The sequence below is a fragment of the Archangium sp. genome (assembly GCF_057119385.1).
The window spans coordinates 1-12,690 of the sequence record NZ_DBNGVP010000075.1; the positions used below are offsets into that span (position 1 = coordinate 1).

Consider the following 12,690-nt stretch of genomic DNA (forward strand, 5'->3'; position numbering starts at 1 on the left):
TGGGCGCTCGCCCAGCCGGGACCCTCGAAGCCGTAGACGAAGCTGTTGCCCGTGCTGAGGTGGCACTGGATACCACCGCTGTGCCGGCCACACAGGTCCGCCTTCCCGTCACCGTTGACGTCCGGGAAGCGGATGGTGGAGTAGTGCTCCTGGGCCCCCCATCCCGATGCGTCCGTGTACGCCGGCCCGCTGAAGGCATACACGAAGCTGGTACCCGTGCTGCGCCAGCACTCGATGCCGCCACTGTGCCGGCCACAGATGTCCGCCTTCCCGTCGCCGTCGATGTCCGGATACTGGATGGTGGAGTTGTACTGGGGAGCCCACCAGCCGTGGGCGCTCGCCCAACGGGGACCCTCGAAGCCGTAGGTGAAGCCGGTGCCCGTGCCGAAGTGGCACTGGATGCCGCCGCTGTGCCGGCCACACAGGTCCGCCTTCCCGTCGCCGTTGATGTCCGGGTACTGGAGCGTGGAGTAGTGCTCCTGGACACCCCATCCCGAGGCATCCGAGTAGGCCGGGCCCTCGAATCCATACTGGAAGGCCACGGAACCGCCCGAGTAGCCGAAGCCGGTGGCCGGCAGGGCCGTGCCTCCCGTGATGGTGCCCGCCCCGTCGATGACCACGTCCCGGCCGTACTGCCGGACGCCCGTGAGCAGCGAGCGCCCGGTGCTCCCCGTCGCATACGTCAGCGCATGGGCCCGGATGGGAACCCCACCAGCGGCCGTGACGAGGATGCTCTTGAGCCGGTAGCGGGTAGCGCCCAGCGTGCTGGAGCCATTGGCGAAGGTGACCGGATCCGGCCTCGGCTCCCGGTACAGGCGCACCCCCGTGCCGTTGTAGCTGACGCTGTCCGGGTAGCAGTCCAGCGCCGGGCTGCCGTCACACCACCAACCGTAGCTGACGGTGTTGCCCGAGGTGTCCGTCACACTGCTCAGGCCCCAGCGGTACGTGCCCAGCCAGGCGCCTCCCTGCCAGGCCTCGAAGATGGGCGCGTAGTTCCTGCGCGTCCCCTCCTTGCTCCACGTCGTCCAGGTGTTGGCCGCGGCGTCGTACTTGATGCGCTGATAGTTCTCGATGCGCGCCGAGTGGGTGCCTCCCGTCGTGCAGCTCGGGCTGGTGCTCCCTCCGGCGCAGGGGACCAGCTCCTGCCCATCCAACAGGAAGAGATCCGCTCCGTCATAGCGGGGAGACCCCTTGCCGGGGCTGGCCCGGCCCACGGCGGAGAAGCCCTCCAGGCCCCAGCCGATGCCCGCGGCTCCACCTCCACCCGCCGAGCTGTAGGCGAGCCGCAGCGTCGGCTCCAACCCCCGGAAGGAGGGCACCGCGATGGGCTCCTCGGCGGAGAAGGCTCCGTAATAGGTATCCACCGTGGATGCGGAGCCCGCGAAGGCCTGTGACACCGACAGGCCTCCCATGAGCCACACGCCCAGCGCGAATGCGCCCTGGCTCCATACTCTTGGAAAACGATTCTTCATGACTTCTCCCACTATGAGTGAAGAGAAGCCTAGAATACTTTTCCCGGAGTGAACCAGGGGGGAGGACCCTGGAGGTGAGCCCCCCTCCAGGCTCGAGTGCGCCACCGGGCGGAGCCGGTCTACCGCCTCAGTAGTGCTCGAACCACCGGGCCTGGAACCGCTCCACCGCTTCACCTTCCGTGGGAATGGGCACCTGCAGGCTCCACAAGAAGCGGGCGAGCAGGGCGCGGACGGGTAAGCCCTCCACCGTTCCCCACAACTCCCGCACCGCACCGGAGAGGCCCGCGAGCCGCATCCCCGCTCCCCTTGGTGGTGGAGCCTCGGCGGAGTGAGCGTCCAGGTGGTCGCGGAGGGCGAGGAGCGCTTCCGGCAGGGTGCTCCGGGCATCGAAGCGGCGCGCATGCTCCAGCCCCCGCCGGGCCTTGTCCTCGCGCGGGGCCTCGTCACCGAGCGCCTCAAGCACCGCACGGGTGAAGCCCTCGACGTCCGGTGCCTTCTGGTGCCCCTGGCGAAGTGTCGGGACGAGGAAGCCACACGCGGAGGTGACGGCCTCCCGGAAGCCGTCGTAATCGGCGACGACGGGGGGCGTGCCGCAAGCCATGGCCTCGATGGGAGAGCGGCCGAAGGTCTCGAAGGTGCTCACCGCGGCCGTCACGAAGAGATCCGCGGCGTTGTAGTAGCGGCAGAGGATGCCGGGCGGAGGGTTGTGCACGAGCCGCACGTTGCCCATCCGCCGTGCACGTTCCTCGCACCGCCGGGCATACGCGGAATCATCATTCGCATGGCAGAGGACGAGCTCGACACGCCGGACCTGGCTCACGGCCTCGACGACGTCCAGGAGCTCCCAGACGCTCTTGTCGCGCGCGAGCCGCCCCGTGAAGAGCAGCGTCGCCGCTTCCGCCTCCAACCCGAGGGACGCCTTGAGCCGGGCCCGCGTCCCCGGCAGCTTCCGGAAGAGGCGCAGGTCCACGCCCATGGGGTAGGTGGGGAGGCACGTGTCCCCGAACCAGGAGCAGGGCCCGGCCGCCACCTGGGAGCCCGCGAAGAGCAGGTCTCCCGGAAGGCGGAACTGGGAGGACAACAGCATCGCGAAGGACGTCCCCACCCGGAAGTGATTGAAGTGGGGAATGAGCGCGAAGGGCTCCTCCCGCCCGGCCAGGCGGAAGACGGCGCGCCAGAGGAATCCACCCGTGGACTGCGCCAGGACGACGTCGTGGCCCTTCGGAGCGGCCTCCGCCATCCGCAGACAGTCCTCCAGCACCACGCCCGGCGACTCCGCGAGCAACAGGTGCTTCGCATCGGGAATGGGAAGGACGTCGACCGAGGCGTGCAGCCGCAAGCGCTGGAGCTCGCTGGACGTCTCCGCCCCGAGTTGGTGCGGGAGGAGGAGGATGCGCAACCGCTCCGTGGCGCCCGCCCTCCGCTTCCGAGTGCCCGCGACTTCCCCGGTGGCCGGAGGCGCGGAGGGCGCATACCTCTCACGAAGGAGCCCGCGCTGGCCGGGGGGCAGCCGCTCCAGATGCTGACGAAGGTGCTGGAGCAGCGAGGGACATGTCCCGCCAGCGGCCAACGGCTCGTGCAGCGACTGCTCGAAGCGAGGACCCACGCCGTGCACCTCGACGAAGAGGACGGACGGCGAGGGCCACGGCTCGAGCCCCAGCACCTCCCGCATCGCCGCGAGCAGGGGGTGCACGGCCACGCTCTCCCGACCCTCCAGCCAGAGGTCCGCCAGCTCACGCAAGGCGGCGGCGGTCTCCTCCTCCGAGAGCGCATGCTCCGAGGACTGTCCCTCCCCTGCCCCGGCCGTGAGCGGCTCGAGGTGCCAGCCGAGCCCCGCGCGCTCGAAGAACCGGTACAGCTTGCGCAGGTGGGGCCGCGTCTGGCGCGTCAGCCCGGCCACGCACTCGAAGGCGATGCCCTCGCGCGACAGGCGATCCATGTTCGCCAGGGTGATCTTCTGGGACTGTGCGCCCGAGCCGTCCACGCCCGGCCCGCCGAAGAGCTCGACGGAGACCCGGACCTCATCGAAGCCATGACGCAGCACCTCCAGCCGGGGCTCGTCGAGGACGGTGAGCGGAGTCCGGAGGATGTTGTGGCGCTCGCCCGCGCCGCCCAGCAGCGTGTGCTGATCCTCCAGCGTCCTCCAGTAGAACTCCGGCTCCAGCAGGAGCGGCTCCGCGCCGTCCCAGACGAGCTCGAGCCGCACGGGCTCTGGGGAGCGGGCGCACCACCCGGCCAGGGCGGCATAGACGCGCCGCAGCTCCTCCCGGGACATCGTTCGGCACCGCAGGTGACAGCGCAGCGAGCGCGGGGCTGGGCTCATGGAGGTGGACGAGGACTCAGTAGACCTCGCTCTGCTGCCGGCCCTCGCGCATGCCCAACCGCCGGGCCTGTTCCGCGCCGACGGCCAGACGCCCGGACTCGTCGACCAGACCCGCCTCGCGGATGCGCCGCTCGATGTGCCCGAAGAGCGACTTCTCCAACACACACACGCGGATGCCCTCCGGGGACACCTCGCGGCAATTCGAGTGGTCCTCGGCGATGGGGTAGCCGTCGCAGCTCCCGAAATACTTGCAGCGTGTGCAGTTGTAGGCCAGGCGTGCTTCCAGGGCGCGAATGGACTTCTCCGCGTTCTCACTGGTGAGGATGTCCCCCAGCGGGGTGGTGAAGATGTTCCCGAGACACCACGCGGGCTGTCCGTACGGGTCCCCGTAGTTGTAGCAGTCCCCGTTGGTGTTCACGAGCAGGGTGGGGGTCCACTCCCGCTTGTTGAAATACCTGGGCGGCGTGTTCTGGGCGAGGTAACCGAGGACGACCTGGATGTGATCCGAGATGGGGTTGGCGCCGACGAAGCCGTCGCTCTGCATCCACAGGTCCACGGCCGTCTGATAGGCCTCCAGGATTTCCTGGGTGGAGACATCATAGGCCTCGTGCTGGTCATCGAAGGCGCCGTCGAAGAGGGGCAGCAGCCGGAAGCCGAGGCCGGACTTCTCGTAGAAGCGGAAGATCTCCTTCACGCGGGACAGGTTCTTCTTCGTCAGCACGGTGATGCAGGCGAAGCGGACCCCGGCCTGGCGCAGCACCTCCATGTTCTCGAGAACCTTGGGCTGTGATTCCCTGCCACCGATGTTGACGCGCAGCCCACCGAAGAGGTCCACGGACACGCCCACCTGGCTGAATCCCTCCTTCAACAGGCGGATCCGCTCCTCGTCGAGCACCGTGAGGTTGGTCTGGACGATGTTGGCCAGACCCAGGCGATCTCCGAAGAGCTCCCGCTGGTCCTGGAAGGTCTGCCAATAGAAGGCGGGCTCGAGGAGCAGGGGCTCGCCGCCGTGCCAGATGAAACGGATTTCCGTGCGCTGCCCCTGCTCGCGATCCTTCTCCACGTAATAGTCGTGGATGTGCTGATACATCCGCAGGAGCTGTTCCCGAGACATGGCCTCCCGTCTGCCCAGCTCCTCGAATTCGTAACAATATTTGCAGCGGAGGTTGCAGAACTTGGAAACCTTGACGACGAATTGCACGAAGCGCGTCACGGCTCGGGTCATGACCAATCCAGGGCGGGAGGTTCCAGGAGGAAGACCCCGGCTCCAGGCAAGGCCACGAGGAGCGGGGTCCGTTACCACAGAGGGTTCACGCGGGACGCTCAGTCCTCGCGCGCGACCTCGTCGAGGAGATCCGCGAAGGAGCCCTCGGCCTGCTGCGCCACGAAGGTGCCCTTGGGCGGGAGGATGATCTGCGTCCAGGTGCTCTCCGGCCAGGCCTGGTAGGCCCAGGCCACGCCCTGGATACCGCCCGAGGTGTCACGGGAAGCGACCATGTCCGCGGCCGAGACGAGCTTCTCGGAAGCGGCGGACGAGAGCGCCAGGGTGTCCTCCTGGGTGCTCGCCACGGCCGTCGCCGGCATCGCCAGCGGAGAGAGGGAAACCGACAGCGCGGTCAGGTACTGGAGATACTGCTTCGCATCCTTTTTCATGTCTGCCTCCGGTGTGCTGCAAATGAATTGAAACATTGACAGTGAATGATTGTCAACGCCCGGTATGGTTGTCTTCAAGGCATCACCGATGACTGTCTTTGTTGCTTCCGAGGCAACAGCCGCGCGCACATGCCGGGCCCTCACGGCTTCACGCGCTTCGACTTGCCCCGGCGCTTGCGGCGCTCCAGCCGGCTCGAACCTTCGCTCGAGCAGCGAATACGCCTCCCCGATGGAGAGGGGGATTCAGAACTGGAACAACCCGCCACCGGCGGGGCGGTTGATGACGCCATCGCAGGTGCCACCGCAGACCTTGTTGGGGTCCAGGGGCTGCTGCGAGGTGGCCATCACCGTACCGACGGCGGCGGCGGTGACCACGGCGCCCACGCCGGCCCAGAAGTACCAGCGGCTGGTGAGCGGGCTCGCCGAGGCCACGGCCGGGGCCGGCTGCGGCGTGAGCGGCGAGGGCTCGGTGAGGGACGGCGTGAGGTTCGGCGCCTTCGGCTTGTCGGTCTGCGCGAGGGCATCCGGACGCAGGTTCACGTCGACCGTGTACTCCTTGCCGGCGCGGACGGCGATGCGCTGCGACTCGGACCGGAAACCCTCGCGCTGGACGACGATCTCGTAGGAGCCGGCCGGGAGCATGAGGTTCTCCAGCGGGGCCATGCCCTTGTCATCGCCGTTGATGAGCACGCGCGCGCCCTCGACATCGGCCTTCACGGAGACGAAGCCCGAGGTGGGCTCGAGCAGCACGCTCAGCTCGGTGAGCTCGCCCTCCTTGGCGGTGATGCGGCGGGAGAAGTCGCGGTAGCCGGACTTGCGCACGGCGACGACGTGGTCACCGGGGGCCACCTCGATGGGGCCCTTGGGCATCGCGCCCATCTCCTGCTCGTCCAGATAGAAGCGTGCCCCGCGCGAGGAGGTGCCCCCCAGCTTCACGAGCAGCTCGGTCTTCTTGACGAGGGGCGCGAGGAGATCAGCGCCCTCGGCCTGCTCCGGCTCCTGCTCCTCGGGCTCCGCGGCCTTGGCGCCCTTGCCCTTCTTGCCCTTGGCCCCCTTGCCGGCCTTGGTGGCCTTCGTGGGCTTCTTCTTGGCCTCCTTGGGCGGGCGGCGCTGGGTCGTCTTCCCCTTGCCCTTCTTCCCGGAGGAGGGCGCCAGGGGCGCGAGCAGATCATCCATCCCCTGCGCGTAGGAGGACGGCGCGGCGAGGCACAGGAGCAACGCGATCAGGAAGGCGCAGCGCAGGAGCATGGCGGGGACAAAGGTTAGAGAGTCACGACAAAGGGGTCAAACAGGAGTCCACCCCGGGGGCGGGTTGGGGGAAGATCCGCCCCCATGTCCCGAAAGATTCAATGGATCGCAGCGGGTGGCCTCGCGGCCGCCCTCACGGCCTGCCCGGCCCGGACCCCCGCCCCGCCCCCGGCGGCGCCCCCCATCCAGGTGCCCCCCGGGTGCGAGAAGAACCAGGCAGGCGAGTACCACCACGCGGAGAACCCCGCGTTCCGCTACCTGGGCGAGGATGACGGGAGCAAGTTGACGCTGACACTGGCGCGCACCCGGCCGGGCGCGGAGACCCACACGGATGGGGGCACCACGGTGAGCATCGTGCTGAACCGCACGCCGGACGGCTTCGTGGGCGAGACGCGCTCCACCACGTTCACCACCGGGGGCGTGGCCTGCCCGGTGCGCTTCCCGACGCGAGCCGTGGTGTGTGACGAGAAGGGCCTGACGCTGCGCTCCATCGCGTCCACGGCCATCGACGAGGACTGCCGCCCGGCGCCCAGCGGTCCGCAGCCGGTGTGGAAGGAGCAGCGGCTGCTGAGGAGCACACCCGATGCGGGAGTCCCCGACGCGGGCGGGGTGGACGCGGGCGTCCCGGACGCGGGGACCACGGCCGGAGACGGAGGAACGTCCGGGCGCTGAAACTCCCTCTCCCCCTGGGAGAGGGTCGGGGTGAGGGTCTTCCCCACCCCGGTTCCCACTACGCGGCGCGGCGCGTCTGCTCCTCGGACACCGCGACGGGCGCGGGAGCGGACTCGGAGACCTTCAGGCGGCCCTCCAGGAGGCTGGAGAGGCCGACGTACAGGAAGCCGGCGAGGAACAGGAAGATGAAGGGCACCGAGCCCCAGATGCGCTTGTCGATGGCGAACCAGAGCGCACCCATGAAGTAGGTGGCGAAGCCGAGCTCGATGAGCGGCAGCAGGGTCTTGCTGCCGCGGTAGCTCTTCTTGATGGCGGTGACCTTCTTGCCCTCGGCGCCGGTCTTCGGGGTACGAGCGAAGGCGGACTGCTGGCCCAGGAGCGCCTCGATCACGGCCTTGGCGTTGCTGATGGCCATGCCGATGCCCAGGCTCATGATGAAGGGCAGGTACTTGAAGCGGTCCCAGCCCTTGGCGCCCTGCTCGCGCTGGGCGGCCACGTAGAAGACGCAGACGCTGGCGGTGGCGCTGATGAAGAAGGGCAGGTCCAGGAAGAGCGTGCCGTACAGGCCGTGCTGGAAGCGCACCACCATGGACAGCGGCATGAGCGCGCTGAGCAGCACCATCAACAGGTAGGCCATGTTGTTGGTGAGGTGGAAGAAGGCCTCGCGCTTCACGGCGAAGGGCAGGTCGCTCTTGAGGATCATCGGCAGCAGCTTGCGCGCCGTCTGGATGGAGCCCTTGGCCCAGCGGTGCTGCTGGCTCTTGAAGGCGTTCATGTCCACCGGCAGCTCGGCCGGGGAGATGACCTCGGGCAGGAAGACGAACTGCCAGCCCTTCACCTGGGCGCGGTAGCTCAGGTCCAGGTCCTCGGTGAGCGTGTCGTGCTGCCAGCCGCCCGCGTCGGAGATGGTCACGCGCCGCCAGATGCCGGCCGTGCCGTTGAAGTTGAAGAAGCAGCCGGCGCGGTTGCGCGCGGTGTGCTCGATGATGAAGTGGCCGTCCAGGAAGATGCTCTGGGCCTGCGTGAGGATGGAGAACTCACGGTTGAGGTGGCCCCAGCGCACCTGCACCATGCCCACCTTGGCGTCGGCGAAGAAGGGCACCGTGCGCAGCAGGAAGTCCGGGCTGGGCACGAAGTCCGCGTCGAACACCGCGATGTACTCGCCCGTGGCCGTCTTCAGGCCGTTCTCCAGCGCGCCCGCCTTGAAGCCCGAGCGGTTCTCGCGGTGGATGTAGACGATGTCGTGGCCCTTCTGCCGGTGGCGCTCCACGCACGCGCGGGCGATGCCGCACGTCTCGTCCGTGGAGTCGTCCAGCACCTGGATCTCCAGCAGCTCGCGCGGGTAGTCGATGCGGCACACCGACTCCACCAGGCGCTCCACCACGTACATCTCGTTGAAGATGGGCAGCTGGATGGTGACCCGCGGCATGGCCGGCAACACGCCCTTGGGCGTGGGCAGGCGGAACTTGTGGCGGTAGTACAGATACGCCATCCGGTAGCGGTGCGATCCGTAGACCGCCAGCACGCACAGGACGCTGAAGTACACGCCCAAGAAGATGATCTCGACGGTGGTCATCTGACCTGGCCCCTCCCGCGGGTGAAGTCGCCGCGGTCCTTACCCTGCTCGGCGGAGTTTGAAAGACCGACCCTCGCAGACCGCCGCACTCGGTCCCTCGGGGCCCCCCGCCACGTATGTGCCCGGAAAGACAAGGGTTTGTCTTTACCGGGTCATAACGAGCGCCGGACAATAGGGACGCGTCAGGTGACTGTCAAATGGTTGTCCGAAGCAGCCCCCGCGGAGAGGCCTCAACTGGCGGCGCGCTGGGCCACCGCGACGGGCGCCGCGGAGGGCGGTTCCGGGGCCAGCGGCGCCTCGGACACGTCCACCTCGTCGCGCGTGGCGAGCGACAGGATGTGCTCCACCAGCGCGGGGAAGTCGAGCCCCTTTTGGGCCGCAATCTTCGGCAGCAGGCTGACGGGCGTCATGCCGGGCAGCGTGTTCACCTCGAGGATGACGTCATTCTCATCCTCCGAGCAGATGAGATCCACCCGGCCGTAGCCGCGGCAGCCCAGGGCGCGGTAGGCGGCGAGCGCGAGCGCCTCCACGTTGGCCACGCGCGTGGGGGACAGGCGCGCGGGGAGGAAGTAGCGCGAGCCGCCCTTGTACTTGGCGTCGTAGTCGAAGCCCTCGCGCGGGGTGGCGATCTCACAAGTGCCGAGCACCTCCTCGCCGAGGATGCCCACCGTCACCTCGCGGCCGCGCGCCATGCGCTCCACGAGGGCCTCGCCGCCGAAGCGGCAGGCCTGGGCCACGGCGGCGGCGAGCGCCTCGGGCTCGCGCACCACGGAGAGGCCCACCGAGGAGCCACCACACGCGGGCTTCACCACGCAGGGGAAGCCGAGGTCGCCGTGAATCTCCAGGGCGCGCGAAATGTCGGCGCGGCCGAGGCGGTAGCCCATGGGCGTGGGGAGGTTGTGCAGGCGGAAGAGCTTCTTGGCCATGGGCTTGTTCATGGCGAGCGCGGAGGCCAGCACGCCCGAGCCCGTGTACGGCAGCCCCATCAGCTCCAGGAGGCCCTGCACCTTGCCGTCCTCGCCCATGCGGCCGTGGAGCGCGAGGAAGGCCACGTCGAGCTCGGCCGAGCGCAGCGCGCGGTCCAGCCCGGGGCCGGCGAAGATGCGGCTCACCGTGTGGCCGCGGGACTCGAGGGCCGCCACCACCGCCTCACCCGTCTTCAACGAAATCTCCCGCTCCTCGCCCCAACCCCCCATCAGAACACCGACGCGCTTGCCCATGACCTTGGATTCCTCCTTGTCCAGGGACTAGAGCACACGGGATGCCAGCGGCCCGTGCGTGCCCGCGTGCTCGCCCGGCTGCTCGAAAGTGCCGTCTTCCCGGGCACTTCGAGACACGGAGAGCGGGAACACACACGGAGCGAGCGTGTCCGGAAGACCACGCCGTGGCCCTCGGACCACGCTCCTCTCCGCTGTTCACCCGAACCAGCGTCCCGACGTGGGGGCGAAGACGCGCAGCTTGTCGCGCAGGCTCTCGGGAGCACGCGCCTGAATCACGGCGTGCACCTCGTCGGGGCTGTAGGCCTGGCTGAAGTGCATCAGCACCAGGGCCTCGTTCTTGAAATCCTCCGCCCGCGCGAGAATCTCATCCAGGTGGATGTGCAGCCGCTCCTGCGCGTCCTGCACCGTGCGCTTCGCGTCGATGAACGTGCACTCCAGGATGAGCACCCGGCAGTCGAGCAGCGAGGGCGCGGTCTCCAGCACGTGCGAGAGCGTGTCGGTGGCATAGGCCAGCTCGAGACGGTCCACCTCGTCGAAGAGGGGCTCACCCGCCTGGCGCCGCCGGCCGATCTCCGCCGGGGGCAGGCCCTGGTACTCGGGCTTGAGCTTCGAGACGCGGCGGTAGAACTGGTAGCAGAGCGAGGGCACCATGTGATGCGTGCGGAAGGCGCGCACCCACAGCCCGTGCCCCAGGTGATGCGTGTCCCCCGGGTGCATCGGCACGGTCTCGATGTCGGTCTCGGTCCGGTGCAGCCGGCCCTGCACCGCGAGCGCCTCGCGCACGGGCGCTTCGATCTCCGCGGGCAGGAACACCTGCGGCGGCCCCTTGCCGATGAGCGTGCGGATGCCGAGCAGCGAGCCGAGCGCGCTCGCATGGTCCGAGTGGCCGTGGCTCAGGAAGATGCGGTCCGTGCCCGCGAAGGAACGGATGGGCACTCCGGCGTCGAGCACCACGCCAAGCTCCGGCACCTGCAGCGACGTGTACACGCCGCCGACCGAAATGCCTCGAACCGTATAGGGCCCCGCGCTGACCTCGGTGAGCATCCCGCGAGGCTAACCGGTGGCCCGCGCGGGCTCCAGCAACATGGGCAGCCCGCCCTTGGGCCGGAGCGCCACCAGTGGCTCCAGCTCGACAATCCGCCCGGGCACCAGCCTCGGCCGGAAGCGCCGCAACACCCCCGCGAGCACCAGCACCATCTCCATCATCGCGAAGTGGCTGCCGATGCAGTGGCGCTGGCCCGCGCCGAATGGCAGGTACACGAGCTTCGGCCGCTCCGCCACGCGCTCGGGGGAGAAGCGCTCCGGATCGAACCGCTCCGGCTCCGGCCAGAACCGGGGCTGGCGGTGAATCACATACGGTGACACGGCCACCATGAGGCGCGGATCCGCCGGGATGCGGATGCCATCCAGCACGTCGTCCTCCCGCGCCTGCCGCACGATGACCCAGGCCGGTGGATACAGGCGCATGCTCTCCTCGAGCACCTGCGCGAGGTAGCGCAGCTTCGGAATGTCCTCGGGCTCCGCCTCGCGCTCTCCGAGCACCCGGGCCACCTCGTCGCGCGCCCGCTCCTCCACCTCGGGATGCTGGGACAGCAGGTACCACGTCCACGTCAGCGTGTTGGCCGTCGTCTCGTAGCCCGCGATGAAGAGCGTCATCAGCTCGTCGCGCAGCTGCGCGTCCGTCATCCGCTCGCCCGTCTCCGCGTCCTGCGCCTCCATCAGCATCGCCAGCAAGTCCTGCCCCTCCGTCTCCCCCCGGCGGCGCCGCGCGATGATGCCGAAGATGACCGAGTCGAGCGTCTGGCGCGCCCGGAGGAACGCCCGGTTGGCCGGCGTGGGCAGGGAGAGCGGCAGCGGCAGCAGCGAGAGCACCCGCGCGTTCACCACCTGCTGCCCCACCGTCAGCGAGGGCAGGACACGGTCCGCCTCGCCCAGCACCTGCGTGGAGAAGAGCGCCCGGCTCGCGATGGAGAGCGTCGTCCTCGCCATCTCGTCCGCCATCTCCACCGGCGCGGAGGTGTCGGGCCGCGCGGTCCACCGCTCCACCATGCGCTCCACCTCCTCCGCCATCATCCCCACCATCCGCATCAACCGCTCGCGGTGGAAGGCGGGCTGCGCGAGCCGCCGCTGCCTCATCCAGAAGGGGCCCTCGCTCGTCAGCAGGCCGTTGCCCAGCATGGTGCTCAGCCGCTGCCCCCCGAAGCCCTTCCAGTACCGGCCCACGTTCTCCACGAGCACGTGCTTCACGTGCTCCGGGTTCACCAGCGACACCACCCGGTTCACCGGCCCCATCCTCCACTGCACCACGTCGCCGTACTCGCGGTGCATCCGCACGAGGAACCCGAGGGACTCGCCGCGCCGCTCACGCAGACTCCCCCAGAACCAGTGCCCCTTCGGCCCCGGGGCCTCTCGCGTTCCCGTCATCACGTGCGTCTCCCTCCGCGCGTACGCGCCGCGCGGCTTAACACGCCGCGCCATTCAAAGTTGAAGGTGATGTCATGTTCATTTCCACGGGATTTACCCGAT

The 12,690-nt window shown here is 68.9% G+C and carries 10 protein-coding genes; 1 reads left to right on the forward strand and 9 read right to left on the reverse strand.

Going from position 1 to position 12,690, the window contains the following annotated elements:
- The 5 genes from AC16DP_RS17690 to AC16DP_RS17710 form a co-directional block, all read right to left on the reverse strand.
- A partial coding sequence (locus tag AC16DP_RS17690; protein ID WP_483956808.1) for an FG-GAP repeat domain-containing protein occupies nucleotides 1-1,472 on the reverse strand: 1,472 nt, incomplete at its 3' end.
- 127 nt (nucleotides 1,473-1,599) lie between these two features.
- Complete coding sequence (locus AC16DP_RS17695; RefSeq protein ID WP_329729303.1) at nucleotides 1,600-3,747, reverse strand: glycosyltransferase; 2,148 nt, start codon at nucleotides 3,745-3,747, stop codon at nucleotides 1,600-1,602.
- 64 nt (nucleotides 3,748-3,811) lie between these two features.
- Complete coding sequence (locus AC16DP_RS17700; RefSeq protein ID WP_329729304.1) at nucleotides 3,812-5,020, reverse strand: radical SAM protein; 1,209 nt, start codon at nucleotides 5,018-5,020, stop codon at nucleotides 3,812-3,814.
- A 98-nt stretch (nucleotides 5,021-5,118) separates the two neighbouring features.
- Nucleotides 5,119-5,448 carry a hypothetical protein gene (locus AC16DP_RS17705; protein WP_329729305.1) on the reverse strand — a complete coding sequence of 110 codons (330 nt, stop codon included), beginning with the start codon at nucleotides 5,446-5,448 and terminating at the stop codon, nucleotides 5,119-5,121.
- 243 nt (nucleotides 5,449-5,691) lie between these two features.
- The gene (locus tag AC16DP_RS17710) at nucleotides 5,692-6,696 is read right to left on the reverse strand and encodes a PEGA domain-containing protein (RefSeq protein WP_329729306.1); all 1,005 of its coding nucleotides are present in this window, start codon (nucleotides 6,694-6,696) and stop codon (nucleotides 5,692-5,694) included.
- Nucleotides 6,697-6,780: 84 nt separating this feature from the next.
- Here AC16DP_RS17710 and AC16DP_RS17715 point away from each other — a divergent pair, with 84 nt between their 5' ends.
- A complete protein-coding gene (locus AC16DP_RS17715) occupies nucleotides 6,781-7,368 on the forward strand; it encodes a hypothetical protein (protein ID WP_329729307.1) in 588 nt (195 codons plus the stop codon).
- A gap of 58 nt (nucleotides 7,369-7,426) precedes the next feature.
- Here the strand turns inward: AC16DP_RS17715 and AC16DP_RS17720 are convergent, their stop codons facing one another.
- The 4 genes from AC16DP_RS17720 to AC16DP_RS17735 form a co-directional block, all read right to left on the reverse strand.
- Nucleotides 7,427-8,944 (reverse strand): cellulose synthase family protein, encoded by a 1,518-nt coding sequence (locus AC16DP_RS17720; RefSeq protein ID WP_329729308.1) that lies wholly within the window; start codon nucleotides 8,942-8,944, stop codon nucleotides 7,427-7,429.
- Nucleotides 8,945-9,174: 230 nt separating this feature from the next.
- Entirely contained in the window at nucleotides 9,175-10,164 is a 990-nt protein-coding gene (locus AC16DP_RS17725; protein WP_329729309.1) for a D-alanine--D-alanine ligase, read from the reverse strand.
- Between the two features lie 195 nt (nucleotides 10,165-10,359).
- Nucleotides 10,360-11,208: an MBL fold metallo-hydrolase gene (locus AC16DP_RS17730; RefSeq protein ID WP_329729310.1), complete on the reverse strand. Its 849-nt coding sequence runs from the start codon at nucleotides 11,206-11,208 to the stop codon at nucleotides 10,360-10,362.
- A gap of 9 nt (nucleotides 11,209-11,217) precedes the next feature.
- The gene (locus AC16DP_RS17735; RefSeq protein ID WP_329729311.1) at nucleotides 11,218-12,588 is read right to left on the reverse strand and encodes a cytochrome P450; all 1,371 of its coding nucleotides are present in this window, start codon (nucleotides 12,586-12,588) and stop codon (nucleotides 11,218-11,220) included.
- Nucleotides 12,589-12,690 lie beyond the last annotated feature (102 nt).

Coding starts and splice junctions, on each gene's coding strand:
- AC16DP_RS17710 (WP_329729306.1), bottom strand. CDS start 6,696: ATGCTCCTGCGCTGCGCCTTCCTGATCGCGTTGCTCCTGTGCCTCGCC.
- AC16DP_RS17735 (WP_329729311.1), bottom strand. CDS start 12,588: ATGACGGGAACGCGAGAGGCCCCGGGGCCGAAGGGGCACTGGTTCTGG.
- AC16DP_RS17720 (WP_329729308.1), bottom strand. CDS start 8,944: ATGACCACCGTCGAGATCATCTTCTTGGGCGTGTACTTCAGCGTCCTG.
- AC16DP_RS17725 (WP_329729309.1), bottom strand. CDS start 10,164: ATGGGCAAGCGCGTCGGTGTTCTGATGGGGGGTTGGGGCGAGGAGCGG.
- AC16DP_RS17700 (WP_329729304.1), bottom strand. CDS start 5,020: ATGACCCGAGCCGTGACGCGCTTCGTGCAATTCGTCGTCAAGGTTTCC.
- AC16DP_RS17705 (WP_329729305.1), bottom strand. CDS start 5,448: ATGAAAAAGGATGCGAAGCAGTATCTCCAGTACCTGACCGCGCTGTCG.
- AC16DP_RS17715 (WP_329729307.1), top strand. CDS start 6,781: ATGTCCCGAAAGATTCAATGGATCGCAGCGGGTGGCCTCGCGGCCGCC.
- AC16DP_RS17695 (WP_329729303.1), bottom strand. CDS start 3,747: ATGTCCCGGGAGGAGCTGCGGCGCGTCTATGCCGCCCTGGCCGGGTGG.
- AC16DP_RS17730 (WP_329729310.1), bottom strand. CDS start 11,208: ATGCTCACCGAGGTCAGCGCGGGGCCCTATACGGTTCGAGGCATTTCG.